This window comes from Paraburkholderia sp. Ac-20340, assembly GCF_017104965.1.
Lineage (GTDB): Bacteria > Pseudomonadota > Gammaproteobacteria > Burkholderiales > Burkholderiaceae > Paraburkholderia.
This window is the reverse complement of the sequence record NZ_JAAGPR010000032.1, coordinates 36,945-63,471: the sequence shown is the minus strand read 5'-3', so window position 1 is coordinate 63,471 and position 26,527 is coordinate 36,945. Positions and strand designations below refer to the sequence as shown.

General features: G+C 61.3%; 25 protein-coding genes. 15 read left to right on the top strand and 10 right to left on the bottom strand.

Annotated elements, in window-relative coordinates; translation table 11 throughout:
- The first annotated feature begins 40 nt into the window (after positions 1–40).
- The 6 genes from G3N59_RS29665 (at position 41) to G3N59_RS29640 (ending at position 7,112) form a co-directional block, all read left to right on the top strand.
- On the top strand, positions 41–1,063 hold the full coding sequence (locus tag G3N59_RS29665; RefSeq protein WP_205986391.1) for a LysR family transcriptional regulator: 1,023 nt from the start codon (positions 41–43) through the stop codon (positions 1,061–1,063).
- 103 nt (positions 1,064–1,166) lie between these two features.
- Entirely contained in the window at positions 1,167–1,886 is a 720-nt protein-coding gene (locus tag G3N59_RS29660) for an SDR family oxidoreductase (RefSeq protein ID WP_205986390.1), read from the top strand.
- 274 nt (positions 1,887–2,160) lie between these two features.
- Positions 2,161–3,717, top strand: a complete 1,557-nt coding sequence (locus tag G3N59_RS29655) for a DHA2 family efflux MFS transporter permease subunit (protein WP_205986389.1) — start codon at positions 2,161–2,163, stop codon at positions 3,715–3,717.
- Positions 3,718–3,799: 82 nt separating this feature from the next.
- Entirely contained in the window at positions 3,800–4,237 is a 438-nt protein-coding gene (locus G3N59_RS29650; RefSeq protein WP_205986388.1) for a MarR family transcriptional regulator, read from the top strand.
- A gap of 68 nt (positions 4,238–4,305) precedes the next feature.
- Positions 4,306–5,796: an efflux transporter outer membrane subunit gene (locus G3N59_RS29645; RefSeq protein WP_205986387.1), complete on the top strand. Its 1,491-nt coding sequence runs from the start codon at positions 4,306–4,308 to the stop codon at positions 5,794–5,796.
- 38 nt (positions 5,797–5,834) lie between these two features.
- Positions 5,835–7,112 carry an HlyD family efflux transporter periplasmic adaptor subunit gene (locus tag G3N59_RS29640; protein WP_205986386.1) on the top strand — a complete coding sequence of 426 codons (1,278 nt, stop codon included), beginning with the start codon at positions 5,835–5,837 and terminating at the stop codon, positions 7,110–7,112.
- A gap of 50 nt (positions 7,113–7,162) precedes the next feature.
- Here G3N59_RS29640 and G3N59_RS29635 read toward each other — a convergent pair whose 3' ends face one another.
- From G3N59_RS29635 to G3N59_RS29620, 4 genes are all read right to left on the bottom strand, one after another.
- A complete protein-coding gene (locus G3N59_RS29635; protein WP_205986385.1) occupies positions 7,163–7,975 on the bottom strand; it encodes an alpha/beta hydrolase in 813 nt (270 codons plus the stop codon).
- A gap of 44 nt (positions 7,976–8,019) precedes the next feature.
- Positions 8,020–8,562, bottom strand: a complete 543-nt coding sequence (locus tag G3N59_RS29630) for a 2,4'-dihydroxyacetophenone dioxygenase family protein (protein ID WP_205986384.1) — start codon at positions 8,560–8,562, stop codon at positions 8,020–8,022.
- A 70-nt stretch (positions 8,563–8,632) separates the two neighbouring features.
- Complete coding sequence (locus tag G3N59_RS29625; protein ID WP_205986383.1) at positions 8,633–9,586, bottom strand: D-2-hydroxyacid dehydrogenase family protein; 954 nt, start codon at positions 9,584–9,586, stop codon at positions 8,633–8,635.
- Positions 9,587–9,770: 184 nt separating this feature from the next.
- Positions 9,771–10,400 (bottom strand): NAD(P)H-dependent oxidoreductase, encoded by a 630-nt coding sequence (locus G3N59_RS29620; RefSeq protein WP_205986382.1) that lies wholly within the window; start codon positions 10,398–10,400, stop codon positions 9,771–9,773.
- 115 nt (positions 10,401–10,515) lie between these two features.
- Here G3N59_RS29620 and G3N59_RS29615 point away from each other — a divergent pair, with 115 nt between their 5' ends.
- Positions 10,516–11,397, top strand: coding sequence for a LysR family transcriptional regulator (locus G3N59_RS29615; RefSeq protein WP_205986381.1), 882 nt, complete (start codon positions 10,516–10,518; stop codon positions 11,395–11,397).
- Positions 11,398–11,800: 403 nt separating this feature from the next.
- Here the strand turns inward: G3N59_RS29615 and G3N59_RS29610 are convergent, their stop codons facing one another.
- The 3 genes from G3N59_RS29610 to G3N59_RS29600 form a co-directional block, all read right to left on the bottom strand.
- A complete protein-coding gene (locus G3N59_RS29610; RefSeq protein ID WP_205986380.1) occupies positions 11,801–12,061 on the bottom strand; it encodes a hypothetical protein in 261 nt (86 codons plus the stop codon).
- A 493-nt stretch (positions 12,062–12,554) separates the two neighbouring features.
- Positions 12,555–13,529 (bottom strand): amidohydrolase family protein, encoded by a 975-nt coding sequence (locus tag G3N59_RS29605; RefSeq protein WP_205986379.1) that lies wholly within the window; start codon positions 13,527–13,529, stop codon positions 12,555–12,557.
- 72 nt (positions 13,530–13,601) lie between these two features.
- Positions 13,602–14,885 (bottom strand): MFS transporter, encoded by a 1,284-nt coding sequence (locus G3N59_RS29600; RefSeq protein WP_205986378.1) that lies wholly within the window; start codon positions 14,883–14,885, stop codon positions 13,602–13,604.
- A gap of 146 nt (positions 14,886–15,031) precedes the next feature.
- Here G3N59_RS29600 and G3N59_RS29595 point away from each other — a divergent pair, with 146 nt between their 5' ends.
- Positions 15,032–15,916, top strand: a complete 885-nt coding sequence (locus tag G3N59_RS29595; RefSeq protein WP_205986377.1) for a LysR family transcriptional regulator — start codon at positions 15,032–15,034, stop codon at positions 15,914–15,916.
- 65 nt (positions 15,917–15,981) lie between these two features.
- On the top strand, positions 15,982–16,299 hold the full coding sequence (locus G3N59_RS29590; RefSeq protein WP_205986376.1) for a hypothetical protein: 318 nt from the start codon (positions 15,982–15,984) through the stop codon (positions 16,297–16,299).
- Positions 16,300–16,957: 658 nt separating this feature from the next.
- On the opposite strand, the gene G3N59_RS29585 is transcribed toward G3N59_RS29590, so the two are convergent.
- The gene (locus G3N59_RS29585) at positions 16,958–17,626 is read right to left on the bottom strand and encodes a type 1 glutamine amidotransferase domain-containing protein (RefSeq protein WP_205986375.1); all 669 of its coding nucleotides are present in this window, start codon (positions 17,624–17,626) and stop codon (positions 16,958–16,960) included.
- A 42-nt stretch (positions 17,627–17,668) separates the two neighbouring features.
- Positions 17,669–18,778, bottom strand: a complete 1,110-nt coding sequence (locus G3N59_RS29580; RefSeq protein ID WP_205986374.1) for an alkene reductase — start codon at positions 18,776–18,778, stop codon at positions 17,669–17,671.
- Between the two features lie 154 nt (positions 18,779–18,932).
- Between G3N59_RS29580 and G3N59_RS29575 the strand changes: the two genes are divergently transcribed.
- The gene (locus G3N59_RS29575) at positions 18,933–19,835 is read left to right on the top strand and encodes a LysR family transcriptional regulator (RefSeq protein ID WP_205986373.1); all 903 of its coding nucleotides are present in this window, start codon (positions 18,933–18,935) and stop codon (positions 19,833–19,835) included.
- 139 nt (positions 19,836–19,974) lie between these two features.
- Here G3N59_RS29575 and G3N59_RS29570 read toward each other — a convergent pair whose 3' ends face one another.
- The gene (locus tag G3N59_RS29570; protein ID WP_205986372.1) at positions 19,975–20,670 is read right to left on the bottom strand and encodes a GntR family transcriptional regulator; all 696 of its coding nucleotides are present in this window, start codon (positions 20,668–20,670) and stop codon (positions 19,975–19,977) included.
- Between the two features lie 261 nt (positions 20,671–20,931).
- On the opposite strand from G3N59_RS29570, the gene G3N59_RS29565 reads away from it, so the two are divergent.
- The 5 genes from G3N59_RS29565 (at position 20,932) to G3N59_RS29545 (ending at position 26,479) form a co-directional block, all read left to right on the top strand.
- A complete protein-coding gene (locus tag G3N59_RS29565; protein WP_205986371.1) occupies positions 20,932–22,197 on the top strand; it encodes an L-dopachrome tautomerase-related protein in 1,266 nt (421 codons plus the stop codon).
- A 131-nt stretch (positions 22,198–22,328) separates the two neighbouring features.
- On the top strand, positions 22,329–23,333 hold the full coding sequence (locus G3N59_RS29560) for a C-terminal binding protein (protein WP_346777960.1): 1,005 nt from the start codon (positions 22,329–22,331) through the stop codon (positions 23,331–23,333).
- 109 nt (positions 23,334–23,442) lie between these two features.
- Positions 23,443–24,093 carry an RraA family protein gene (locus G3N59_RS29555; protein WP_241024398.1) on the top strand — a complete coding sequence of 217 codons (651 nt, stop codon included), beginning with the start codon at positions 23,443–23,445 and terminating at the stop codon, positions 24,091–24,093.
- Positions 24,080–25,024 carry a sugar kinase gene (locus G3N59_RS29550; RefSeq protein WP_205986370.1) on the top strand — a complete coding sequence of 315 codons (945 nt, stop codon included), beginning with the start codon at positions 24,080–24,082 and terminating at the stop codon, positions 25,022–25,024. The genes G3N59_RS29555 and G3N59_RS29550 overlap by 14 nt, the downstream gene beginning before the upstream one ends.
- 99 nt (positions 25,025–25,123) lie before the next feature.
- Positions 25,124–26,479 (top strand): MFS transporter, encoded by a 1,356-nt coding sequence (locus G3N59_RS29545; RefSeq protein WP_241024396.1) that lies wholly within the window; start codon positions 25,124–25,126, stop codon positions 26,477–26,479.
- Positions 26,480–26,527: the final 48 nt, after the last annotated feature.

The window sequence follows — 26,527 nt, the reverse complement described above, 5'->3', positions numbered from 1 at the left end:
GCGTCGAATTCCACCCGCATCTTTCGTCGGATAATCCTCCATGCCTGACTTTCTCCACAATCTTCGTACCTTTGTGCGCGTGGTCGAGGCGGGCACGTTCACAGCCGTCGCGAAGGAAAAAGACACCACAGCCGCGCAGATCTCGCGCGCGATCTCCATGCTCGAAGAGGAGATGCAGACCGTGGTGCTGCATCGCACGACCCGCCATCTGTCCGTGACCGAAGTAGGCGCACGGTTCTACGAACGCGCGAAAGCGATTCTCGCGGACCTCGACAACGCGACCGACGAGGCGCGCAATGCGACCCAGACACCTTCGGGACGTATACGCGTACATGCGGCGCCAGGCCTTGCCTACAGCAGCGTGGCGAGCGTCCTGGCCGGCTATCAGGCGAAGTTTCCCGATGTCTCGGTCGAGCTCAAGATCGAGCAGAGCATGCCCAGCCTGGTGGAGGATGGTTACGATCTGTCGATCATTTCGGCCACGCAGTTGCCAGACTCCGTCTACATTTCGCAGGCGATGGGGGCGGCGTACGCCGTGCCGGTGGCGTCGGCGCAATATCTCGCGCGCCGTGGTCACCCGCGCACGCTGACCGATCTTGCCGATCACCTGTTGCTGCAGCTTGAGAGCCCTGTGTCTGCGCCGGACGAATGGCATATGCAAAAGGGCGCTGACACCCAGGTATGGACCATCACCCGTACGCCGTTCCGTGCCAACTCTCCCGAAGCGTTGCGCGCCGCGATCCTCGCCGGCGCGGGAATAGGCACGCTTGCAACGTATTCAGTGGCTGACGACCTCGTAACCGGCCGGCTCGTGCGCGTGCTGCCGCAGTACCATCTGCGCCCGTTCACCGTGTTTGCCGTCTATCCGTCGCGACGCTATCTGGACGCAAAGGTGCGAACGCTGCTGGAGCATTTGCGCGCGACGCTCTCGCCGTCGCTGGCAAGCGCAGTCGAGGTTGTCGAGCGCTACGCCGACAAAGGCGCGGCAGAAGATATGCCAGTGGAGAAGGGGGCCGTGCGCGTCAAAGAAGCCCGAGGTACGCGCCGCGCGAAGCGGCGCTAGTGTTCGTCGATATAGCGGTCTGGCGGACGCGCGCGCAGAATTTTGTTTCATTCGATATAGAATCGGGATATAGTGTATCGACTGATACAAAACGAGATGAGCAATGAAACGAACTTTTCTGATTACAGGCGCCAGCAAGGGCATTGGGCGGGCGTTGAGTGAGCGTCTTGCCCGCGAGGGCCATCAGGTGATTGGCCTTGCGCGTCGCGCTGACGATCCGGGATTTCCTGGCACGCTCGTGCCGGTCGACATGACCGATCGGGCGGCTACGCAAGCAGTCCTGACGGATCTTGCCGAGCGCTTCGCATTCGACGGCGTGGTGAACAACGTTGGTTTCATCGAGCTTTCGCCGCTTGGCTCGATCGATCTCGACGGTCTTGACCGGGCGATGGGCAATAATCTGGCGCCTGCCGTGCAGACCGTTCAGGCATTGCTGCCGGGCATGCGCGAGCGCGGCTGGGGGCGCATCGTGAATCTGTCGAGCCTGGTGGTACTGGGCGTGGCCAGGCGCTCGACGTATGCCGCCGCGAAGGCGGCCATGATCAGTTTCACGCGTACGTGGGCGCTTGAACTGGCGGAGTCCGGCATCACGGTCAATGCGGTCGCGCCTGGCCCGACCGAAACCGAAATGTTCCGCGCGAACACGCCCGCAGGCAGCGAGGCGGAGCAGCGATTTCTCTCGCTGGTGCCGATGAAACGGTTCGGCCGCCCGGAGGAACTGGCCGCATCGGTGGCCTTCCTGCTGGGCGAGGACGCGGGGTTCATCACTGGCCAGACGCTCTTCGTCGATGGCGGTGCGTCGATCGGCAAGGCGTCTGTCTGATTTCAGTCCTGTTGTTTGCAACTGACGTGGCGATGTACATGGCCTCGACCCGAAGTCGTGTACATCGATAAAATCTTGAAAATAACTGCAAAGTCAAATATAGTGCGGGTCAGAGATTTGTGAGGTGACGCGTGCGTCGCCGCACGAGTTGGCGGAGGGCATTGATCCGGACAAGCCGCTGAGAAAACCGGGGGATGGGACAGGCCCAATTTTTTTGCGCATATATCTGATAAGTCAGATATATGCGATTCAGTAACCTGACGCGAGACAGAAGATGAACTCTTCCCAGCCGGCCGGTTCGCCCGCGCCACTTACGGGGGCGCGATTCGCTATCGGCACATTCGCCGTCGCGCTTGCCACCTTCATGAACGTGCTCGATTCTTCGATTGCAAACGTTGCGATCCCGACGCTCTCGGGCAACCTTGGCGTGTCGGTAGATGAAGGGACGTGGGTCATCACACTTTTTTCAGCTGCCAACGCCGTGGCGATCCCACTCACCGGTTGGCTGACGCAGCGTGTCGGGCAGGTGCGCCTGTTCGTCTGGGCCATTCTGCTATTCGTGCTCTCCTCGGCGGCGTGCGGACTCGCGCCGAACCTGTTCGTACTGCTCGCGGCGCGCGTGGTGCAGGGCGCCGTGGCGGGGCCGCTCGTGCCGCTTTCGCAGGCCTTGCTACTCGCCTCGTTCCCGAAGGAAAAGAGTTCGAGCGCGCTCTCGCTTTGGGCGATGACCGCCACGGTCGGCCCGATCGCCGGACCGGCACTGGGTGGCTGGATCACCGACAGTTATAGCTGGTCGTGGATTTTTTACATCAACGTACCAGTGGGCCTGTTCGCGGCAGCCGCGATCTGGGCGATCTACCGCGACCGGGAGACGCCGGCGCGCAAACTGCCGATCGACAAGGTGGGCCTGATCTCGCTGATCGTCTGGGTCGGATCGTTGCAGGTCATGCTGGACAAGGGCAAGGACCTGGACTGGTTCAGCTCCCCGGTGATCTGGGCGCTTGGCATCGTTGCCGCGATTGCGTTCGTCTTCTTCCTGATCTGGGAGTTGACCGACGCGCGGCCGATCGTCAATCTGCGGCTCTTCCAGGGGCGCAATTTTCTTGGTGGCACTCTTGCGATATCCGTAGCGTATGCCGTGTTTTTCGCCAATCTGGTGATACTGCCCCAATGGATTCAGGGCTTCCTTGGCTATCGCGCCGTGGACGCAGGGCTGGCCACAGCGCCGCTTGGCATCTTCGCGGTGATCCTCGCGCCTGTGCTGGGCAAGATCATGCCGCGCTCGGACGCGCGTGTGCTGGCCACGCTCGCATTCGTCGGGTTCGCTGCGGTGTTCTTCATGCGCTCCCACTACAACACCGATGTCGATCGCTTCACGCTCGTGCTGCCGACCTTGTTGCAGGGTATTCCGACCGCACTGTTTTTTACGCCGCTCACCGCGATAATTCTCTCGGGCCTGCCGCCGGAAAAAATTCCGGCCGCAGCGGGTCTGTCAAACTTCGTACGGATATTCGCGGGGGCGGTGGGCACGTCGCTTGTCAGCACCGGTTGGAACAATCGCACGATCCTGCATCACGCGCGGCTGGCGGAGCAGGCGAGTGTCAACAACCCGACTTTTGCTGACGCTATCGGCAATCTCCAGACGACGCTCGGAGCGAGTCAGCCCAGTGCGCTCGCTTTCTTCGAGAGGTCGGTGACCGCTCAGGCGACGATGCTCGGCTTGAACGATATTTTCTGGCTTTCAGCGGTGATCTTTATCCTCATCATTCCTCTGATCTGGGTGACCCGACCCACGAAAGGTGCAAGCGCAGGCGCGCCCGGCGGCCATTGAGCGTCGGACTAAGCGGGCAGATTCTTTCTTGACATTATCTGACTATGCAGCTATTGTTTTTAACAACAACACGGAGCATGTCATGGATCACTACACCTCATCCAACTTCAAGCTGACCCAGAGCATCGGATTCTCGCTCACAAAGGCCCGCAATCTGATCGCATCGGAGTTGGATACAGCACTCAAGGATCTCGACATCTCCAGCCAGCAGATGGGTATTGTGCTTTCGCTGCAACGCGGCATTGCCTCCACGCCGTTCGAGCTTTCGAAGCTGCTCGGAATCGACACAGGACTGATGACGCGTATGCTCGACAAGCTCGAAGCGAAGGGTTTGCTGGTGCGCTCGCGCAGTGTCGAGGATCGCCGCGTGGTCAACCTGAGCCTGACGAAGCAAGGGGAGGCCATGGCCACGCAGATTCCGGAAATCGTGCCGCCGGTGCTCAATGCACGACTGCGCAATTTCAGCCGCAGTGAATTCGAGGAACTCGGTCGCCTGCTGCGCAAGTTTATCGGCGAGTGATCGTTGACGTATCGACGGCGGGACACGGATCTCGCTTTTTTTTGATTAAATATCTGACGAGTCAGAAAATGAAAAAGCAGAATTCCATGTCGAACCACGGGATCCGCGCGATCAAGCTCACGCTATCGGTTCTCTGTGCCGCCGTCGTTTCCGCCTGTGCCAACTACGCCGGCATTCACGATGACCGGCAACTCGCGACACCACAGCAGTACGAGACGCAGCAGAGCCTGCCCGCTGCGAGTGGCCGCTGGCCGTCGGCGGATTGGACCGACCAGTTTGGCGACGCGCAGCTGAAGGCACTCATTGCCGAGGCGCTCAAGAACAGCCCGACGATCGACCAGGCACGCGCCCGTGTCGCGGCCGCCGAGGCCTACAGCGAAACGGCAAAGGCAAGCACGTTGCCGCAAGTGGATGCGAGCTACTCGCTCACGCGCCAGCAGTACAGCGGCACGGCGCTGGTGCCGCCACCATACGCCGGTTCGTGGCAGACCGAGAGCAAGGGGCTGCTCTCGGCCTCTTACGATCTCGATCTGTGGGGCAAGAACCGCGAAGCGCTCAAGGCGGCGGTATCGCAGACCCAGGCGAGCCGCGCGGACGCCGAGATGGTGCGTATCACGTTGAGCGAATCGATCGCCCGCACGTATAACCAGCTTGCGCTGCAATATGCGCTGCGTGATATCGCGCAACAGGAAGTCGCGCGGCGCGAGCAGATCGACAGCATTACTGCGGGGCGCATCGCGACGGGCCTCGATACCGAGGTCGAACGCAAGACCGCACAGGCGAATCTCGCGACGAGAAAAGCGCGGCTTGCGGCGCTCGAAGGCAGCATTGTCGTCACACGCTATCAACTGGCGGCGCTGATGGGTGAAGGTCCGGACCGCGGGCTGGCGATCGGGCGGCCCGCACTGGGTGCGGGCGACGAAGTGCGCTTGCCGGATAACCTGCCGGCCGATCTGGTGAGCCGCCGCCCCGACATCGTCGCCGCGCGCTGGCGCGTCGATGCGCTTACGCATGAAGTAAAGGAAGCGAAAGCAGAGTTCTATCCGGACATCAACCTGAGCGCCGCCATCGGTCTGGACGCATTCGGCTTTGGGCGCCTGCTTACGGCGGCGAGTCGTACGGCTTCTGCCGGCCCGGCGGTCCATCTGCCTATCCTGGACGGTGGAGCGCTGCGCGCGCAGTTGAAGGGCCGCTATGCCGAATTCGACGCTGCCGTGGCGGGCTATGACCAGACGCTGGTTTCGGCGCTGAGTCAGGTGGCGACGCAGATGGCGCAGATCCGTTCGAGCGATGCACAGCTAGTCGACGCACAGACCGCACAACAGGCCGCGCGGCAAGCCGATGGACTTGCGCTCAAACAGTACCAGGCGGGCCTGACGAACCAGCTCACCGTGCTCAACGCCGACATGAATGTGCTCGATGCGGACGACACAGTGGCCAACCTGCAGATGGGCCGCCGCGACGCGCAGATCGCGCTGGCGGCCTCGCTGGGCGGCGGTTATGTGGATACGTCGAATGACGCAACCCTGCAATCGAATCCTGTCGTTGCTGCGCGCTAAGCGGCACGATTGATCCAGTCACACTTAGGAGTACGGAAATGATCGATACCATCCAGGCAGAGCGCACGTCGACGAACACCGGGGCCGTGCAGGCAGAGCAAGTTAAAGCAACCGGTGCGCCAGTTGCGCTGGACAACGAGGTGCCGCCGGCTGGCGCGAACCGGTCAACGCGCAAGCGCCTGCTTGCATTGCTGGTGGGCGCGGTGGTCGCCGCCGGCGCGGCGTGGAGCGCTTACTACTACAGCGTTGGGCGCTTTTACGAGTCGACTGATGACGCCTACGTGAGCGGGAATCTCGTCCAGATCACGCCGCTGGTAACGGGCACCGTGGTTGCCGTCAACGCCGACGACACACAGATCGTGAAGACCGGTGACCCGGTGGTGAAGCTCGATCCCGCCGACGCGGCCATCGCGCTGCAGAACGCGCAGGCCACGCTCGGCAAGACGGTGCGCCAGGTGAGCGGCCTCTATGCCAACAACGACTTTTATGCGGCGACGGTCGCGCAGCGCGAGTCCGATCTTGCGCGCGCCGTCGACGACCTCAAGCGCCGCCAGGCGGTTGCAGGCACCGGAGCCGTATCGGACGAGGATATCGCGCACGCCCGTGACGCGGTCCATGGCGCGCAGGCCGCGCTGGATGCGGCGCGTCAACAGGAAGCGGCCAATCGCGCGCTCACGGATCGCACCACAATCGAACAGCATCCCGATGTGCAGGCCGCAGCAGCGAAAGTACGCGACGCGTACCTCGCCTATGCGCGCGACACCTTGCCAGCGCCGGTCACGGGCTACGTCGCGCGCCGCTCTGTGCAGGTCGGCCAGCGCGTTGCAGCGGGCACGCCGCTCATGGCTATCGTACCGCTCGACGGCGTGTGGGTCGATGCGAACTTCAAGGAGGTTCAGTTGCGTCATATGCGTGTGGGGCAGCCCGTTACGCTGAGCGCTGATGTCTACGGTTCCAGTGTGAAGTATCACGGCCACGTGCTGGGCTTTTCAGCGGGGACGGGCAGTGCATTCTCAGTGTTGCCCGCGCAGAACGCCACCGGGAACTGGATCAAGATCGTGCAGCGCCTGCCGGTGCGTGTGCAACTCGATCCGCGCGAACTCGAAGCGCATCCGCTGCGTATCGGCCTTTCCATGCAGGTCGAAGTGGACGCTCATGACGACTCGGGCACGCAGTTGGGAGCCGCGGTGAACACGAACTATCAGACGGATGTCTTCGCCAGGGTTGGCGCGCAGGCCGACGCTGAAATCGTGAAAATCATCGAGCAAAATGAGCGCGCAGAGAGCGGCGCCACGGCAAAGCGCGACGTGCGGTGAACCGCGGGCAGGGCGGCGGCCGCCCCAATTCCGGAGCGGCCTGTTCGTGCTCAACGGAAGGAGTCGACCAGCGCGTTTGCAATCGTCCTGGGGTCGTTCTCGGTCGGGATGTGACCGGCGGCGGGAATCCGCAGGAGCCGGCTGTGAGGCATTTCATTCACGAAGCGCTGCGCATGCTCGACGAGCTGGAAGCTGTCGTCTTCGCCCCAGATCAGCAGTTTGGGCACGCTGGAGGTGCGCAGCGCGGGCACCAGGTCCATCGTAAAGTGGCTGTATGCCGCGCCGGCCAACGCCAGCCATGAACGGGCGACGCGCGGTTCGGTCCATGGATCCAGGTATTCGACGATCTCCGCTTCCGATGCGGGGCGCGCGAGCGCTGTGATGACCGACTTGCGTCGCGCCGCAAGGATGTCAGCCGGCGTCGTGGCGGCGGCGACTGCGGGATCGCGAAAACGCGCGACGCCGGGCACCGGCCACGAGTCGAACATGACGGCGTTCATGAGCGCGAGGCGGCTTACCTCGAGCTTGCCGTCAACCAGCAGATGCTGTGCGATACCGCCACCGATGTCATGTCCCGCCACGCCGACAGGTCCGCTGATGCCGAGCGCGTGGGCGAAGCGCACCACCCAGTCCGCGAGTGCGGGAATCGAGGCGTCGGCGACGCTCAGTTCGCCCGCCGAGCGGCCGAATCCAGGCAGATCCACGGCGATGGGGCGCAAGCCCGCAGCAGCCATATCGTCGATAACGGGTTGCCATACGCGGCTCCAGTACGTGCCGTGAAGCATCAGCACGACGGGGCCGGCATCGCCTGCAGTGAGATAGCTCGCGGCGACGCCGTCTACGTTTATAGTCTTTCTTTGCATGATCAAGAACTCTGTTCAGGGCACTGTGGTGGTGCCGGCATCATTCAGCGGATGAACCGTTTGACATAGTCCGCACCCAAACCAATCGATTCGTAGTGCCTACGGGCAGCATCGATCTTCGTGAATACATCTTCGTAACCCAGCGCGACACCTTGAGGATCGACGTAGGTGTAGCCGCCAGTGACATGGAACCACGTAATCATTTCATCGACTTCCTCGGGCACGTAGAGCGTATGCGTTTCGCCCGCGGGTTCATGAGCGTAGGAGCCTTGCTCGGCGACCCAGTCGTGTTCTAGGTAGTACCAGCGTCCACGCAGGACCATGGCATGCACCGGGCCCGTATGGCAATGGCGCGAGAGAATGCCGGACTGACGCACGCGCAGCAGGTTGACGTAGTACCCCTGGCTGGCGCTCAACAGCAGCGGTTTGAACGAAACGGTTTTCGTCGTGGGAACCCACAGGTGATCGTCTTCGAGCCACGTATCGAGCACGCCGGGATGCACGATGTCGGCGACCATGTCGGCCGGTTGCGCGTGCTGATAGGCAATGGCCTGTTCGTCCGGCTTTCGGGTGCTTGCTTCAGTCATGATTGAGTCCTTCTTCAACGTTAAACGGGCGTCGCAGACCTGGATGCGACGTCGAGGTTTGCCCATGAATTCACGGTCGACTGCGTTCGAGCCAGTTCCCGATGTGTTGTACGGTATCGCTATAGAACGTCCGGTACAGTTCGTTCGATACGTAGCCGATGTGTGGCGTCGCGAGTACATTTGGCAGCGTGCGCAACGGATGTTGTGCGGGCGGTGGCTCGATATCGTAGACATCCAGCGCGGCGCCGGCGATGGCGCCCGATTCGAGCGCATGGACCAGCGCGGTGGCATCGACGATGGGGCCGCGAGACGTGTTGATCAGCCGACTTGTCGATTTCATCCGCGCCAGTTCCGGCACCCCGACGAGATGTTGTGTGCGAGGGCTCAGGCGCACATGGATCGAGAGAAAGTCCGAGTGCTCGAACAGTGCGTCTCTCGTCACATACTTCACATCGTGTTCCGCTGCGGTTTGCACGGTCAGATTCTGGCTCCAGGCCATCACGTTCATGCCAAATGCCTGGCCGATCCGGGCAACGGCGGAGCCTACGCGGCCAAGTCCAAGCAGTCCGAGTGTCTTGCCGGCAATTTCATCGCCGACCGAAACCTGCCAGCCGCCATCGCGCAGCGATTGATGTTCGCGTGGAAGATTGCGGGCCATGGAAAGAATCAGGGCCCACGTGAATTCGATCGTCGGCGTGGACCAGTAACGCGTATGGCAGACCTCGATGCCGAACGCTGCCGCCGCAGCTTCATCAATCGAGGCGTTGCCCGCGCCCGTTGAGACGATCAGTTTCAGATTGGGTAGACGGGCGAGGATGTGACGCGGTAATGGTGTGCGTTCACGCATCACGCAGACGACGTCAAAGGGGAACAGGCGGGCGGCTACTGCATCCGGGTCTGCAAGATGATCGTCGAATACCGTGATGTCGACGTAACCCTTGAGCGGGGACCAGTCGGCCATGCTATGGCTGACCTGCTGATAGTCGTCGAGCACCGCGACCTTGAAGGGAACGCGCGTTGTCATTCAAGCATTCCTGTGTTTGGAAGGGACCTTGGTTGCCAGACTAAACGTCGAGGGGGGACCTATCGATGGGGTATTCGGAAAATGACATTTTCAGAATTGGGTGCTAAAGGCAATCGATAAGGATTACTGTGAAAAATGGTGGCATCTTGACGATAAGCCGTGCTCTTTCAAATGTGACGAACGATCAGGCTTCCTGTGTGACCGGATCAAGGCGTTGCAATAGTTGCAGGTATTCCTGTGCACGTGCGAGCATGTCCTGATCGTTGATCGACCCCATCCGCGCGAGTGGTCCCACGTTATACGTAACGAACGGGTGGCCATATTCCATGCCCGCGAGGTGTGCGGTCTGCTCGAATGGCGTTAGCAGGACTTCGACGATGTCCGTTCCGTGACGGTCGAGTAGTTCGGGCTTGAGATAGGGGCGCGCCACGTCGTCCGCCCAGACGTAATCACGCGTGGGTGGGAAATAGCGCTCGCTGACGCGGCCAATCGTGACGGCGAGCTGAAGCGTGCGCCCCTTCAGAACCAGCGACTTTTCTGGCGCGCTGCCGAACAACGTGTCATTAATGACATCATCGAGCCATTTCTTCAGAAGAGGCGGGCAGTTGTACCAGTACATTGGAAACTGGAGCACGATGTTGCCATGCTCGCGGATCAGTTGTTGCTCCAGCGCGGCGTCAATCCTGAAGTCGGGATAGAGCTTGTAGAGTTCGCGCACGGTCACGTTCGGATCGTGCGCGATGGCGTCGCGCAGGGCCCTGTTGCCGCGCGAATGTTCGATGTCGGGGTGAGCAATGATGACTAGCGTTTTCATGGAAAAGGGAGCGCAAACAGCGTGAAAAATGGGGGGAAGCTGTCGCAACTATACTGAGCCGGCCGACATCTGATAATCAGCCGGAATCCAATTCACTTTACGAGTAATTCAAAAGATGGACAGGATCGACGCATTGAGGATGCTGATCGAGGTCGCGGAGGTCGGAAATTTTTCTGCCGTTGCCCGGCAGCGAGCCATCGCGCCGTCATCGGTCACGTTGGCGGTCAAGCAATTGGAGGAAGAATTCGGGGCCACGCTGATTACGCGCTCGACACGTCGCCTGGTGTTCACGCACGAAGGTTTGCAGTTGCTCGAAACCGCGCGACGCATCGTTGCGCAATGGGATGCGGCCGTTGCGGGACTCAACGACGAGGGGCCGCTAAGTGGGCCGATTCGTGTAACCGCCACGAACGATTTCGGTCGCACCCAGTTGCGCCCACTGCTGGATCAGTTCCAGGCGCTTCACCCAGGGATTCATATGAGCCTGGTGTTGAGCGACAGTACCGCCAATCTTATCGATGAAAATATCGACCTTGCGCTGCGCAATGGCCCGCTCGCGGATTCCGGCCTATTTGCCCGACTTCTTGTGCGCGGCGAGCGGCTCGTGTGTGCGTCGCCGGCTTATTGGCGAGAGCGCACCAAGCCGGTCACGCCCGACGACCTTGGCGGACACAATTGCCTCATTCTTGCACGCCCAGGCGCGCCATTGGCAAGCTGGCCATTCGTCGTGGATGGCAAACCGCACAACGTGAAAGTGTCGGGCGACCGTCAGGCGAGCGACGGTGGAGTATTGCGCGAGTGGGCCGTGGCAGGGCTGGGGGTCATCATCAAAAACCGCTGGGACATCCGCGCCGAGCTGGCCGTAGGCACGCTCGAAACCGTGCTCGATAACTTTGTAGCGGATCACGTCGATCTGTACGCCGTCTATCCCGCAGAATCGCCTGGCCGGCGCGTGACGGCGTTGATCGATTTTCTCGCGGAGGCGCTTGAAAGCTGAAGTTGCTGGTAGCAATCCGATGGCGGGCTGAAGGAATCCGGGTTTGCGTCCGCAGGCTGGTTGTGAGAATTAAGGATTATCCTAATGGCCGTGTAATTTCCCCCTTCGCCGCGAAAAGCCAGTGCCAAGACTGCCTGTCGATTCGGTGTCGGCCGAAATTCCGGCCGACACCGCGCGCCAATATGCTGATGGAACGGAAGGCGCGGTCGGCTGCTGCGGCGACATCTGCGGTTGTAGCAGGTGTCAGTTCCGCGCAGCAATTCTGGAAAATGGACCGGCGCGAGGCACGGCACGAAGTCGCGCCGATTAAGCGTGACGCACTACGTGCATTCGGCGGCAATCAATCAATTCGTCCGGGGAGATAGAAGAGGCCGCCATGCCGTGTCATTCCAAAAAGATCGCATCAATCGGAGCTGGGCGGCTCGATTCCGGTTTGTCGGAATCCGTTTGTTTCGATGAAGTCTGCCCATTCTTCAGGGTCCATTTGATCGCCCATCGCGTTCATGTCGTCCCGATCGCCATACGCGACCACGCTAACGGTGAAAAACGGTTCCTCACCTTCGTCCTCGTCCTCGTCCTCCACGTAGTCGGCTTCCTCAATGAAGATCTTTACGCCCTTGTCGTTTTCCCAGACAGAATAGCGCTGCGGACATTTCACACTCATATATCAACCTCTTCGAGTCAGTTCGGTTAGCCCCTACATGCAAAACGGCGAATGCAGGGAAGCATTGCAGCGTCCGTTGCAGGCGCGCTCGAAGCGAATGATAACGCGCCGACTCGAGGAGCTGGGTTACGCAAACAAGGCCAGAAAGACAGGGAGCCTCCCTTGCACGATATCGTGCAAAGCTATGCGGCGCAGTCTTGCCGCTCAACGCGACGCCTGCTTTGGAAGAGGTCATCAACTGCAGCCATACGGACTTCATCGCTCGAATGGTCCTGAGGTCGAGTGTCGCGTCGAAGGTTTCTCCGTCTGCCTGGCGATAGGCGGGATCGCCTGGATAGATCAGCAACGAAGTGACGGACAACGCCGTGGTCTTTCCGAGTGCTTCGAGAGCCAGATCGCTTCATACATCTTCCGGAACCCGCTTCAGGAACCAACTTGTCGCATCGCCATGCAGCAACATAGGACGGACTAGAGAGAAACCAGGATCATGCGGTCAAGACAATGATCGGGCATCATTTTGTGCGATTGGTACCGTCCCCGCGCCTCTGTTGCAATGCATGGAGCTGCTGGTAGAGAAGAAACGGAACAGTTCTGTGGCGGACGTCGTCAGTACTTTGGCTCTCACTGTCTCGTCTGGAATCCACTGTTCCAGTGCTTTCACTGTCCCTTCATAGTCGATCACGTGACGATGCTGCGTGTGAGGCCAATCGCTGCCCCATACAAGCCGTTCAGGTCCGAATGATTCGAGCAACGCGGAGCAGAGAGCACCGCCACTTTCCGTGCCGCCCGAGTTCCCGGCGCTCCGATATGCCGCAGAAAGCTTGACCCACACCTTTCCACAGGATGCGCTGGATTTCAGATATCGAAAGCCTGAGTCATTCGCGCCGTGGCGTGCGTCTGGTCGTCCGAAATGATCGACGACCACCGTGCATCCGTGCTTGAGCAGCGGATCAAGAACCAATGGCAGCTCGGCGGAATTCGCCTGTACTTCGACATGCCAGCGCAGAGCGTTCAAGCGCGAGAGGAGAAAGGACCATCGGCGTTCCCGGAAGTCCGGCAACGGCAACCCGATCAGATTCAGACGCGCACCGACAATGTTCGCGGCGTCAAGCGCTTCGAGATCGGCGTCCGCGATATCCGGCTCGACAACGGCCACACCGCGAAAGCGACTAGCAAAGCGCGCGCACACCGCACTGAGGAACGAATTATCGGTTCCGAGAAAGCTCGGCTGCACCAGTACGCCGTGCGACATACCGTGCGCTGCGAGTTGCGTGATGTATTGATCGAGCGTCGCGTCGTAGTCGGGTGCGTGACGGCGCTGTGCAGCGAGCGGAAGACCTTGCACAAAGATGTGCGCGTGCGAATCGATTCCCGTCGTGCGTGTCGTGTCTTCGTCGAGCCATGCGATGGACGTCGGCGAAAGACCAGCGAAGGCATCGGCTGGGATTGCGGGCTGGAAGCGGTCCATCGTTGGGAGTGCCTGAGTTCGGTTGACGCTGAGCGATGCGACGGTGAATAGACGGACAAACGCGCAGTGCGCTCAATTGCGTGACACGGCCGGCGCATCGTTGCACGCGCCGCTATGTTGGGGCGAGGTAACGACCCGGCCGCGTGTATTGGGCAGCATCAGGGCGGCGACAACGACAAGGCCATAGGCGAGTCCCGCGTCGATGCCGAGGGCGGCGCCCAGCGACATCGAGCCACTCATGTGGCCGATGAGCACCGGGAATCCGGCCGATACGATGCGTCCAAAGTTGTAGCAAAAGCCAACACCCGTGCCGCGCACGCCTTGAGGATACAGTTCGTTGAACAGCGCGCCGAGCGTTGCGGGAATGCCCGCCGAAAACAGGCCGAGCGGAAAGCTCAGGATCAGCATGGTGGTGTCGCTGATCGGCAGGAGCGTGTAGATATTGACCATCACCGCGCAGCAGATGGCAAAGAGAATCACGTTCCAGCGTCGCCCGATGCGGTCCTGCAACCAGGCGCTCACGAAACAACCGACGATGAATGCCACGATGACGACCGCGAGATAACCGCCAGTGCCCAGCACCGAAAGATGGCGCTCGGTTTTGAGGTATGTCGGCAGCCAGGTGGTGATCGCGTGGTAGCCACCATGCGCACCCAGTCCGATCAGGCCGCCGACAAGGGTGGTACGGATCACGGCGGGATCGAAAATGCCCGCAGCGATGCTGAATGTGCTGCGCCGGGCGATGTCGTCGCGCCCCATCTGGGGTTCGCGCGGCGGCTCGACCACATTGCGTCGCATGTAGAGCACAAGCAGGGCAGGCACAAGACCGATCGCAAACAGAACACGCCAGGCCCATTGCGGCGACACGAAGGAGAAGACCGCCATATAGAGCAGCACGGCGGCGCCCCAGCCGAATCCCCATGCGCTCTGCACGATGCCCATCGCTTTGCCACGATGCCTGGGATTCATCGTTTCGCTGAGCAGAACCGCGCCAGCCGTCCACTCACCGCCAAAGCCAATACCTTGCAGCGCCTTCAATGCGAGAAGTTGCTCGAAGCTTTGGGCGAACGCACTCAGAAACGTGAAGAGCGAGAACCAGATCACGGTGATCTGCAAAGCGCGCACCCGGCCGACGCGATCGGACAGGATGCCAGCGAGTAATCCGCCGAGAGCGCCAGCCACGAGCGTGGCCCCGCCAATCAGTCCCGCCTGGCCTTTGCTGATGCTCCATGTGGCGAGCAGTGACGGAATGACGAGGGAGAACACTTGCGTGTCGACCGCGTCGAGCGCCCATCCGCCAAAGCAGCTCCACAATGTTCGCTTTTCGACGGGCGTGATTTCGTGATACCAGCGCATGGTTGTCGTCTCCTGGTGCGTGCCGCGCGCGAAGGTCGATGGGCGGTCGCTGTTAATCGATTTGCAGCCATTCTAGGAAAGCCAGGATCGCGTGCATACTATGGAAATGTTGTTCTTTCATAACATTTTGATATGGAAAGCGGATCATGGAGTCGATACGTGTTCTGAAATACTTCCTGGCCATCGTGGATGCGGGAAGCGTCACAGGCGCGGCCGCCCAACTCGGCATGGCGCAGCCCGCACTCAGCCAGGCGATCACGCGACTCGAAGCGGATTTGGGGGTAAAGCTGCTAGCCCGCACACGTCGTGGCGCTGCGCTCACGCCCGCCGGTGAAGCTATCGCCGAAGATATTCGCGTGAGCGTTTCACGGCTCGATGCGGCGGAAAAGAGAGCGCGCGATATTGGCGCCCAGCGTGGCGGCAGGCTGATCATCGGCTTTGCGTCTGCGGCGCTTTTTCAGGTCATGCCCAAGGCCATCGCTGCATTGCGTGCAGCGGTCCCGAATGTCGAACTAACGTTACGCGAAATGAGCAATGCAGAGCAGGCCAGCGCTCTCGAATCCGGCGAAATCGACATTGGTTTGCTGCATACGCCGGTTGCGGTGCGTGGCCAGATGCGCGAGAAGCTAATCGTGCGCGAGAAGTTGCTGGCCGTCGTGCAGGCGTCGCATCCTCTGGGCGCAGATGGCAAACTTGGCCTTGAGGACCTCGCGCGTATCGGTCTGGTGTGGTTTCCCCACGGACAACTTCCCGTGGTGCGAGCCGGTATCCTCAGTGCGTTCCGCAAGTTTGGTTGCGAAGCCAACATTGTTCAGGACGCAAATCGATCGCTGACGGTGCTTGCGTGCGTTGCTGCCGGCTGTGGTGCTTCGCTGTTGCCGGAATCCGTCAAGGCGATCCAGTTCGAAGGCGTGCGCGTGTGCGAGGTTCGTGAGGAGAATGTACTGCCACGCTTCGAGCTGAGTGCAATCTGGCCGCATCGATCCAGACCAACGTTAGCCGACAAGTTTGCAGCGCTGCTAGGTCCGTAAATAATCTGGCAGTAATACCAATAGCGCCGCCATGTGCCGGCGTACGGAAGATAATAGGGAACAACATGTCCATCGAAGCCGATCTGCATATCGTCGAAATTCCCCACGAATCCGGTGGCATCAAATTCCGTTACTCACGGATGATGTCCGCCGATAAGACCCGCTGGATCCGGCACGGCCTCTTCTCCGCCTTTCACGAGAATGGCACGCTGGCCTCGGAAGGGCACTATGCCCACGGCAAGGAAGAGGGCGTTTGGCGGGATTTTCACGAAAACGGCCAGTTGGCTGCCGAAGGCGCCTATGTCGGTGGCGAGCAATCCGGGCTTTGGCGATATTGGAGCGCGGATGGTGCCGAGGAGCGCACCGAGCGCTTCGGTGATTAAGCGCAACGCGCGCCCGACGGCGCGCTGCCTTTCGCTGAAACGGTGGCCGGACTATAACCGTAATTTCGCGGCAGCTCTGCTAGCTCTGCAGGGCGCGGGTCAGCGGCCCAAACTTCGGCAACGCGTCGGCGATGGCCGGTGTGTCATGTTCTGGTGGACGTTGCGGCGGATCTTCAGTGGCAGGTCGAGCGCACGGCTCGCCGGGTGACTGCCGAAACCCGGCCAGCAATCGTGCCTGCATCAAATTGCTCGCGCACGTCAGTAGTTCGGAGTGCTTCGAACTCACACTCGACGCCATCGTCAGCTACGGGCATTTTCTGTGCGACACCAATCATCTGCAGGGGAATCGCGGTGCACCGCCGAAGTGACGATTCACATGCCGGATAGTGTCGGCGCTACGATCTACGGGGAGAACGAGCATAGCCTGCATTTGTAGGCGGCGCTGCCCGGTTGGAGCGCTTCGATCAAACTCGCCACGGCCATTTTCTAGCAGGACTTGATTCTCGCGCCCGGAGCCGTGTTTCACCGAATCTGCTGGGGACGTCGCCGTGGTGTCGTTTCAATGTCGGCTATCGCGGCGAGAGCGACAAGCACTTGAGTCAGGCGCTCGATGCGCTTCGTGGCGGGTGATGTTTGCCCGCCCACCAGGTTCGCGCCGTTACAGGAGCAGGTCGCGGATGGCTTCGCCCACGCCTGTCGCCGACTGCGGGTTTTGCCCCGTGACGAGCATGCCGTCGACCGCGACAGTGCGCGTCCATTCGGCGCCAGCCTGCATCTCAGCGCCGCGCTGTGCGAGCGTGCTGGACAAGAGGAACGGTACGACCTGCGTCAGGCCGACGGCTTCTTCTTCCGCGTCGGTGAATGCGGCGACCTTGCGTCCTGCGACGAGGTAGCTGCCGTCGCTTAACGTGACATTCACGAGCGCCGCCGGGCCATGGCAGACCGCGCCTACGACGCCACCCGCTTCCCAGATCTGGCGGGTCTTTTCGTTGACGGCCGCGCTCGTCGGAAAGTCCCACATCGCGCCGTGGCCGCCTGCGAAGAAAATTCCGGAATAGATGCCTGCATCGACATCGGCAAGCGCCTTCGACTGGGCTATGGCCGCGCGAAACTGCGCGTCCTTCCAGTAACGGGCGTTGATCGGATCGTCGAGATCGAGGCCGTCTACGGGCGGCTCGCCGCCCTTGATCGACGCAAATGCGACCGGGATACCGGCGGCTTCGAGCACTGCGAGCGGATGCGTCACTTCCGACAGGTAAAAGCCCGTCGGATCGCCGCCTTCGCCTTTGCTGCCGTGACTGGTCATTACAAAAAGTACAGGTTTCATCGTGCTGCCGATAAGAGAGAAATGACTTTGGACTGCACGGTATTAGCGTGCACCTTCGCCCGTGTAATGCGGATAATCGGTATAACCGCGCGCGTTGCCGCCGTAGTACGTGCTCTGATCGACCTTCGCGATCGCCCAGCCGTGCCGCAGGCGTTCGACGAGATCCGGATTCGCGATATAGGGTGCGCCGAATGCCGCGAGATCGATGGTGCCATTGCTGACCATCGCGCTGGCTTTGCGGTAGTCGAGGCCGCCCGCCAGGATCAGCGTGCCGCGATACGTCTCGCGGAAGCGTTCGAGAAAACCCTCTGGCATCGCAGGTGCACCGCGGCTGGCCTGATCCATGATGTGGACGTAAGCGATGCCCCGCGCGTCCAGTTCGCGGGCGAGATAGAGAAACGTTTCGGCTTCGCCTTCGAAGTCGCCGAGTTCGTGAAGGCGGCCAAACGGCGAGAGCCGGATGCCAACGCGTTCGCGGCCGATTCGCGCGATGCACGCGTCCACGACTTCGAGCGCAAAGCGCGCGCGGTTTTCCACGCTATTGCCGCCATACGCATCGGTGCGGTCGTTCACAGCGCCGTTGATGAATTGCTCGACCAGATAGCCGTTCGCGCCGTGGATTTCCACGCCGTCGAAGCCTGCGGCCACGGCGTTGTGCGCCGCAGTGGCGAAGTCTTCGATCACGCGCGGGATTTCTTCGAGCGTGAGCGCATGCGGCTTGCTCGCAGTCACGAAGGCGGGCTTGCCCGCTTCGTCGTAGCCGAACGCCGAGCTTTTCGCTGCCTGCACCGAGGTCGAACTGACCGGCTGCGCGCCGCCCGGCTGCAGCGACACGTGGCTCATGCGGCCAACGTGCCAGATCTGCGTGAAGATCGTGCCGCCGAGGTCGTGAACGGCATCGGTGACGTGGCGCCAGGCGGCGACCTGCGCATCGTTCCAGAGTCCGGGGCAATCGACGAAGCCGTTGCCTTCGGGGCTGATCGGTGTGCCTTCCGTAACGATCAGCCCGGCGCTCGCGCGCTGCGCGTAATAGCGGACGGTTTCCTCGTTGGGCAGATGGCCCGGTGCGCGCGCACGCGTCATCGGCGCCATCACCACGCGGTTGCGCAGCGGTCGGCCACAGAGATCGTAGGCGTCGAAAAGTGTCGTCATGGTGCGTCCTTCATGTTCAGCGGTATGCAGCGGCGTGAGCGCGTTATCGAGCGTGCACGCTTCCGAGACATAAATTGTGACGCTGCCGGATTCCTTTTCCTAGCTAGTGCAATGGAATATCATTTGTGAATTAATTTCTGCAATCAGAGACAGTATGGACAGTCGAAGCGGAGAAATGCGGGTGTTCTCGCGAGTTGTCGAAACCGGGAGCTTTTCGTCGGCAGGCAAGACTTTGGGGTTAACGCCTTCGGCGGTCAGCAAGGTGATCAGCCGGCTCGAAGAACGGCTTGGCGTGCTGCTTTTTCAGCGCTCCACGCGACATCTCGCAGTGACGACGGAAGGTCGGATCTTTTACGACAACTGCGTGCGTATCCTCGACGATATCGACGAAGCCGAGCAGGGTATCGCCGAAGGCATCACGGCGCCGCATGGCGTGCTACGCATCAACGTGTCGATTCCGATGGGCACGCATTACATCGTGCCGCTGATCCCGCTCTTTACTGCGCGTTATCCGGGCATCCGGGTGGATCTGTCGTTGACAGACGCCGTGGTCGATCTGCAGCGCGAACGTGTGGATGTGGCGGTGCGCACCGGCCCGTTGTCGGATGCTAATTTCCACGCGCGCAAACTGGGATCGACGGGGCGCGCGGTCGTGGCGGCACCCAGCTATCTGGAAGCGCACGGAATTCCGCAGGCGCCGGAGGATCTCGCGGGCCACCGCTGTTTCAACTTCAATTTCAGACGGTCGATGGATGAATGGCCGTTTCGCATCGATGGACGCACGTTTCACTTTCCCGTGCGCGGCGACGTCCTCACCAACAACGGCGCGACGATGCGCCAGCTCACGCTGGCGGGCCTCGGCATCAGCCGGTTGGGCCTCTTTCACATCAAGGACGATCTTGCTTCGGGGAGGCTTGTCGAATTGCTGGCGGCCTACAATCCCGGCGATATCGAAGATATTCACGTGATCTTCAGCAACCAGCGTCATATGACGGCGCGCGTGCGCGTGTTTATCGATTTTCTCGTCGAAACGCTGAGCCCCGCATTGCAGACCTGAGTGAAGGCCTGAATAAGCGCGCAGGGCCGTTTCTATTATCACGCCGCGTGATATCACAAATCGCGAATGCGGATTGGACGCGCCAGCCGATAAAGAACAAGCTTGCCGTTGGCTGCATGAGCTTGCAGCGCGTGTTGCTTCAGGCTTTCTCGTCGGCGGTCTGCATCTGACTGGCGCGAATATACGAATGCTCCGTGCTGCGAATATGGGCGCGTAATTCCGTGCAGGCTTTCTTCGCGTTGCCCTCGCGGATCAACTGCATGATGTGCGCGTGCGTGTCCTGGCAGGAGTCGACGGACGCGTCGGCGATCGAGAGGCGCGCGCGCAGCGCATGGATCTTGTCGGCGACCAGTTGATACGCCTGCTGCAAATAGCCGTTGCCGCACGCCGCGACGATGGCGCCGTGGAACGCTGCGTCGTGATCGCGTGCACGTCCGTCATCTGCGTCCTTCGCGTTTTCGGCGCTTGCGTCATGCGTATCGGCCAGGGCGCGCGCCAACGCCAGCGTGAGCGTGGCGGTATCGCCTTTCATCGCCAGTTCCAGCGCTGACGATTCGATAATCTCGCGAAAGCGGCAGATCTCGCGAACCTGTTCCTCGGTCGGCTGAAACACGTAGGTGCCCGATTGCGGCTGCACTTCCACCAGCCCTTCCAGCTTCAACTGCAGCAGCGCTTCGCGAACTGGCGTCTTGCTCACGCCGAGTTGACCGGCCAGCACGCTCTCCGATAGCTGGCTGCCGAACGCAAGATGGCCATCGACGATCGCGCGCCGGATGCTTTCTTTCGCAATAGCCGTGAGGGACTTCGGGCGTTCCCCCAGTTTTTCGATACTCATGGTCAGCCAGTGGCAGTGGGCGGGGTAATCGGCAGGCGACGAAGGCGATGCCGTGTTGGGGACTCGGGCGACCTGCAACGCGGCAAACCGCTGGTTACGTCGTCCGTATTGAGCCGAAATATACCATGCCCCCTTGTGGCATTGAGATCTGCCATCTAAGATATCAGTTGTCGACCGCGGATTCCATGTGAATCGGCGCACGGCACCGAAGAAGTCAAACGAAGAAGTCAAACGAGAAAGACAGATCGGAGGAGATGGGTAATGCAGGAGATCAAAACGACGCTGACGCGTGGCTGGATCGGTGCGCTGCTCGCGGGCGCCGCGTTGCTGGCGGCAGGTGGCGCCCATGCTGCACAGGATAAACAGCCAGTCCAGAGCGCACAGCAAACGCCCGCCGTGCCGAAACTCGAGGTCGTGGCGCAATGGAACCGCTTGCCGTATGACCTCGGCGATCCGAAAGCCGAGCAGGCTTACGACGCCAACGCCACCTACAAGAAAGTGCTGCTGCAAGGTGTGAAGCTCGATTCGAAGGGCAACATGTACGTGAGCACGGCGCGCTGGGGCGGCCCTGAAGTGCCAGCGACGCTGTCGAAGCTGGTGAAGAAAGACGGTCAATGGGTGCTGCAGCCGTTCCCGAGCCTCGCGATGAACAAGGTGGGCGATCCACAGGCGTTGCAATCTGTGCTCGGCTTCGAGATCGATCGCAACGACGTCATGTGGATTCTCGACCAGGGCCATATAGCCGGCCAGCCTTCTGCGCCCGGCGCGGAAAAGCTCGTGCTATGGGACCTCAAGACGAATCGCGAACTGCAGAGCTATACCTTTAGCGACGCCGATTCGGACAAGAAGTGCTCGTTCCTCAACGATGTGGTTGTCGATAACGATCGCGACTTCGCCTACATCACCGATTCGGGGATTTTCTGCGACCACCTGCACGGCGGCCTGATCGTCTACGACCGCAAGCACAATCGCGCGCGCCGCGTGCTCGACCAGAGCGTTTTCACCACGGACGAAGCGGGCTTTCAATTCCGCATCGATAACCAGAACGTGCTGAGCAAGACGCCGATGCGCACCGGTGCCGATGGCATTGCGCTTTCCGGCGACAAGAAAACGCTCTACTGGACCAATCTGTCCGGCCACACGCTGTATTCGCTCGACACGGCCTTGCTGCGCGACTTCGATACGAGCGAATCGGCGCTGCGCACTGCAGTCAAACGCGTCGCCACCTTGCCGTCGAACACCGACGGCATGATCGCCGACCGCGCGGGCAATCTCTACATGACGGCGCTGGAAATGAACGGCCTCATGTATCGCGATGCAAAGACCGGCAAGATTTCGACCTACGTGATTCATCCCGAGATGGTCTGGCCCGACACGCTGAGCTGGGGCCCGGATGGCAATCTCTATGTGGTCGCGGGCCATCTGAATCTGTGGGTCGACAACGCTATGGATTTCGATCATCCGGCAGTGCCGAATTTCCGCATCTGGAAGGTGCAGGCACACGGGCGCAGCTATAGCGCGCAATGATGCGCCAGCCCTTTATTTGCAAGCGAATCAATCGTCAGTGAAGCGGGGCGTGCGGCCGGAGACCGGTCGCGCGCGCCCAGGCAAACTCGCGCGCGTTCGTGGTGAATTCGCGTGCAGTCGTGGAGGCAAGGGTGGAAAGCAGAAGTCTGGAAGCGGATCACGAGGCGCGTCGCAAGCGCGTGGTCGTGATCGACGATGGTTACGGATCGTATGCAACGGAGCAGCGGATTCTCGCGGAGGTCGGCGCCGATGTCGTGGTGCTGCCGTGCCGTGGCGACGCGGTCCGCGTGCGCGAAGCGGCGATCGACGCCGATGCGCTGCTGGTGCGCGAATCGCCCGTCGACGCGATGGCAATGGCGGCGATGCAGCGCTGCCGCGCGATTGTGCGTTATGGCATCGGCGTCGATAACGTCGATCTCGCCGCGGCGCGCGAGAAGCGCATCTATGTGGCGAACGTGCCCGATTACGGCGTGGAAGAGGTCAGCGATCAGGCACTCGTGCTCCTGATGGCCGTCGCGCGCCATACCGTGCGCCGCGACCGCGCAGTGCGCAACGGCGCGTGGAATGTTTCGCGCGAGCAGAAGATGTATCGCATCGCCGGGCGCACGCTGGGTCTGGTCGGTTATGGGCGCATTGCGCGTGCGTTCGAGCGCAAGATGCGCGGCATGGGCGTCGCGCGCGTGCTGGTGCACGATCCTTTTCTCGATCCGGCGCAGGCGCACGGTGTCGAATGCGTCGATCTGGATACGCTTTGCGCGCAAAGCGATTACATCTCGCTGCATTCGCCGCTGACGCCCGATACGCGCAAGCTCATCAACGCGCCGCGTCTAGCGCGCATGAAGCCGACGACGATCCTCGTGAATACCGCACGCGGCGGTCTGATCGACGAAAGCGCGCTGATCGATGCGTTGCAGCGTGGTGCGATTTTCGGCGCGGGTCTCGACGTATTCGAAAGCGAACCGCCGCGCGCCGATCATCCGCTATTCGCGTGTGAAAACGCCGTGCTGTCCGATCACACCGGTTGGTATTCGGAAGATTCGGTCGCCGAGTTGCAGACCAAGGCGGCGCAGGAAGTGGCGCGCGTGCTCGGCGGCGAGCAACCGAAGCATTGGGTCAATCCGTGGAGCGTCGCGTAAAGCGGGCGCATTCACGAGGCAAGAGGGCAGCGCCGACATTGTTCACGTGGGCGTTGTGTTCGAATCATTTAGTCATGCTACTGAAAGTATTGAAAAAGGAGTGGAATAGATGGAACTGCAAGCCCTTATCAGCGGATTCGAAAAAGTGGCGACGGCCTCGGTGGCCGACGCCGTGGATCTGATCGCGGGACGCCGCGGCTATATGGATCAGACAATCAAGCCGCGCATCAATGAACGCAAGATCGTCGGTCCGGCCGTGACGATTCTCGAAGCCCCGACGCACGAGAAGGTGCCGCCGCAGCACGCGCTCGACGCCATCGACGAATCGGCCGAAGGCAGCGTGATCGTGATCGGCATTTACGGCGAGCAGAATGTGGCGGTGTGGGGCGGTCTGATGACGGCGGGCGCGGTGGCCAATCGTCATGCAGGCGCGATTCTCGACGGCGGCGTGCGCGATATCACCGAAATCCGCCGTGATTATGATTTCCCGGTCTATTCGCGTTCGGTTTCGCCGGGCACGACCGTGGGTCGCTTCACGACGCTTGCCGCAAATATCGAAGTCGAATGCGGTGGCGTGAAGGTCAATCCCGGCGACATCATCGTTGCGGATATCGACGGTGTCGTGGTGGTGCCGCGCGAGCATGCCGAAGCCGTGCTCAAGATGTCGGAAGAGATCGATGCACGCGAACTGGAGCAGGCGCGTCTGATCATCGGCGAAAAATCGCTGCGCAAGGGGCTGGCGAAATATGGCCGCATCTGAGGTCAACAAGATTTCGCCCGCGATCCTTGCGCTCGGCGAGCCGATGATCGAATTCAATCAGTCGGCCGGCAACGATGCGCGCCAGTTCCTGCAGGGTTTTGGCGGCGACACGTCGAACTTCTGCGTGGCCGCCGCGCGACAAGGCGCAAGCGTCGGCTATGTGACGCGCGTGGGTGGCGATGCGTTCGGCAGCTTGTTTCTCGGTCTGTGGCGAGAAGAGGGTGTGGATGTGCAGGGCGTGGCCGTTGATGCCCAGGCGCATACCGGCGTCTATTTCGTGACGCACGATGCGCGTGGCCACGCGTTCAGCTATCTGCGCAAGGACTCGGCGGCAAGCCAGATGTCACCGCAGGCGCTGCCACTCGATCTGCTCGCGCGTGCGCGCTTTTTGCACGTTTCGGGCATTTCGCAGGCCATCAGCGCGAGCGCCTGCGATGCCGTGTTCGAGGCGATCGCGCATGCGCGGCGTGCCGGCGCGACGATCTGCTACGACCCGAATGTACGCCTGAAGCTCTGGCCGCTGGCGCGCGCGCGTGCCGTGATCGAAGCCACCGCGCGTGAGGTCGATTACCTTCTGCCGAGTCTCGAAGACGCACAAACGCTCACGGGTCTCGTCGATGCGGAGGCGATCGTCGCGCATTATCTCGCGCTCGGTGTGCGCACCGTCTGCCTGAAGATGGGCGGCGACGGCGTGCTGGTCGCGCGTGGGGGGCAGCGCACGCGCATTGCAGGCCATGCAGTCAGCGTCGTCGATGCCACGGGCGCGGGCGACTGTTTCGATGGCGCGTTCGTCGCGCGTCTCGCGGCAGGCGATGCGCCCGAAGTGGCAGCACGTTACGCCAACGCCGCAGCGGCACTGTCGACGCAAGGCTTCGGTGCGGTTGCGCCGATTCCGCGCCCCGACGCCGTAGCCGCACGGCTTCGAACCTGAGCAGCAGCAAGGACCGTAGCGCGCTGCTGGTGCGCTGCGGTCCTCATATCGTCAACGAAAAAACAGCAACACAAGCTGGACAGAGGTGAGGAGACACCCATGAACACCGCCATGAAGACCGATGCCGAGCTCGAAAAGCGCACCATGAGCAAGGTCACACGCAGGCTGATGCCGTTTCTGATCCTGCTGTATTTCTTCGCGTTTCTCGATCGCGTGAACGTTGGCTTTGCCGCGCTCACCATGAATCGCGATCTGGGCTTGAGCGCTTCGTTGTTCGGTTGGGGCGCCGGAATTTTCTTTATCGGCTATTTTCTGTTCGAAGTGCCAAGCAATCTGGCGCTTGCGAAAACAGGAGCGCGTATCTGGCTCGCGCGCATCATGATCACGTGGGGCATTGTCTCGGCATGCGGCGCGTTTGTGAAAGGACCGGCGAGTTTCATGACGCTGCGCTTCATTCTGGGCGCGGCTGAAGCGGGCTTCTTTCCTGGCGTGATTCTCTATCTCACGTTCTGGTTTCCGTCGCGTTATCGTGCACAGATTATCGGGCTATTCATGCTCGCCAATCCGGTATCGACTGCGCTGGGTTCGATTGTTTCGGGTTTCATTCTGCGCATGGACGGCCTGCTTGGCGTGGCGGGCTGGCAGTGGCTTTTCATCCTCGAAGGACTGCCATCGGTGGTGATGGGGGTCGTGACGCTGCGCTATCTTTGCGATGCGCCTGCGAAGGCGCGCTGGCTCGACGATAGCGAACGCAACTGGCTCGACACGCAGATTCGCAGCGAAGCCGCCGAGCGCGCCCGCAAGCACAAGCTTTCGCTCGGGCAAACGCTCGCGAATCCGCATGTACTGCTGCTGGGCGCGGTCTATTTCCTGATCGTGACGGCCAATAACGGTCTCGTGCTCTGGCAGCCGCAGATCATGAAAGCACTGGGGCTGGCCGAACATTGGGTCGGACCTGTGAATGCGATTCCGTTCGTGGTGGGTGCGATCACGATGCTGGTGTGGGGGCGTCTGGCCGACCGGCGCGGCAAATATCGCATCGATCTGGCTTGCGCCTGTACGGTTGCTGCGGCGGGTCTGGCGCTCGCAGCGTCATCTGCGCAACCGCTCGTGGTGATCGCGGGACTTGTGCTGGCGGCAGTCGGCGGCTATGGCGCGTTGCCCGCATTCTGGGCGTTGCCGACAACCTTTCTGTCCGGCACGGCAGCGGCGGCCGGTATCGCGCTGGCTAACTCGATCGGCAATCTCGGTGGTTTTGCGGGGCCTTATGTGATCGGCTATGTGCGCGCGACGACTTCCGGCTACGGCCATGGCCTCGCGATTCTCGCCATTGCCGCGCTGCTCGCGGGGCTGATCGGACTGTGCGCGCGCGGCCCGGTCAGCACGGAGGATGCAGAGGCTTTCGATAGCCCGCTTGATGCGCGGACGCAACGCACGCCGGGCGGTCATCGATGAAACCGCACACGCCACGCACCTCACGTGCGGTGGCGTTATTGTCCAGGC

What these genes read in the sequence shown, in the direction of transcription:
- G3N59_RS29665 (WP_205986391.1), top strand. Translation starts at nt 41, where the DNA reads ATGCCTGACTTTCTCCACAATCTTCGTACCTTTGTGCGCGTGGTCGAG.
- G3N59_RS29660 (WP_205986390.1), top strand. Translation starts at nt 1,167, where the DNA reads ATGAAACGAACTTTTCTGATTACAGGCGCCAGCAAGGGCATTGGGCGG.
- G3N59_RS29655 (WP_205986389.1), top strand. Translation starts at nt 2,161, where the DNA reads ATGAACTCTTCCCAGCCGGCCGGTTCGCCCGCGCCACTTACGGGGGCG.
- G3N59_RS29650 (WP_205986388.1), top strand. Translation starts at nt 3,800, where the DNA reads ATGGATCACTACACCTCATCCAACTTCAAGCTGACCCAGAGCATCGGA.
- G3N59_RS29645 (WP_205986387.1), top strand. Translation starts at nt 4,306, where the DNA reads ATGAAAAAGCAGAATTCCATGTCGAACCACGGGATCCGCGCGATCAAG.
- G3N59_RS29640 (WP_205986386.1), top strand. Translation starts at nt 5,835, where the DNA reads ATGATCGATACCATCCAGGCAGAGCGCACGTCGACGAACACCGGGGCC.
- G3N59_RS29635 (WP_205986385.1), bottom strand. Translation starts at nt 7,975, where the DNA reads ATGCAAAGAAAGACTATAAACGTAGACGGCGTCGCCGCGAGCTATCTC.
- G3N59_RS29630 (WP_205986384.1), bottom strand. Translation starts at nt 8,562, where the DNA reads ATGACTGAAGCAAGCACCCGAAAGCCGGACGAACAGGCCATTGCCTAT.
- G3N59_RS29625 (WP_205986383.1), bottom strand. Translation starts at nt 9,586, where the DNA reads ATGACAACGCGCGTTCCCTTCAAGGTCGCGGTGCTCGACGACTATCAG.
- G3N59_RS29620 (WP_205986382.1), bottom strand. Translation starts at nt 10,400, where the DNA reads ATGAAAACGCTAGTCATCATTGCTCACCCCGACATCGAACATTCGCGC.
- G3N59_RS29615 (WP_205986381.1), top strand. Translation starts at nt 10,516, where the DNA reads ATGGACAGGATCGACGCATTGAGGATGCTGATCGAGGTCGCGGAGGTC.
- G3N59_RS29610 (WP_205986380.1), bottom strand. Translation starts at nt 12,061, where the DNA reads ATGAGTGTGAAATGTCCGCAGCGCTATTCTGTCTGGGAAAACGACAAG.
- G3N59_RS29605 (WP_205986379.1), bottom strand. Translation starts at nt 13,529, where the DNA reads ATGGACCGCTTCCAGCCCGCAATCCCAGCCGATGCCTTCGCTGGTCTT.
- G3N59_RS29600 (WP_205986378.1), bottom strand. Translation starts at nt 14,885, where the DNA reads ATGCGCTGGTATCACGAAATCACGCCCGTCGAAAAGCGAACATTGTGG.
- G3N59_RS29595 (WP_205986377.1), top strand. Translation starts at nt 15,032, where the DNA reads ATGGAGTCGATACGTGTTCTGAAATACTTCCTGGCCATCGTGGATGCG.
- G3N59_RS29590 (WP_205986376.1), top strand. Translation starts at nt 15,982, where the DNA reads ATGTCCATCGAAGCCGATCTGCATATCGTCGAAATTCCCCACGAATCC.
- G3N59_RS29585 (WP_205986375.1), bottom strand. Translation starts at nt 17,626, where the DNA reads ATGAAACCTGTACTTTTTGTAATGACCAGTCACGGCAGCAAAGGCGAA.
- G3N59_RS29580 (WP_205986374.1), bottom strand. Translation starts at nt 18,778, where the DNA reads ATGACGACACTTTTCGACGCCTACGATCTCTGTGGCCGACCGCTGCGC.
- G3N59_RS29575 (WP_205986373.1), top strand. Translation starts at nt 18,933, where the DNA reads ATGGACAGTCGAAGCGGAGAAATGCGGGTGTTCTCGCGAGTTGTCGAA.
- G3N59_RS29570 (WP_205986372.1), bottom strand. Translation starts at nt 20,670, where the DNA reads ATGAGTATCGAAAAACTGGGGGAACGCCCGAAGTCCCTCACGGCTATT.
- G3N59_RS29565 (WP_205986371.1), top strand. Translation starts at nt 20,932, where the DNA reads ATGCAGGAGATCAAAACGACGCTGACGCGTGGCTGGATCGGTGCGCTG.
- G3N59_RS29555 (WP_241024398.1), top strand. Translation starts at nt 23,443, where the DNA reads ATGGAACTGCAAGCCCTTATCAGCGGATTCGAAAAAGTGGCGACGGCC.
- G3N59_RS29550 (WP_205986370.1), top strand. Translation starts at nt 24,080, where the DNA reads ATGGCCGCATCTGAGGTCAACAAGATTTCGCCCGCGATCCTTGCGCTC.
- G3N59_RS29545 (WP_241024396.1), top strand. Translation starts at nt 25,124, where the DNA reads ATGAACACCGCCATGAAGACCGATGCCGAGCTCGAAAAGCGCACCATG.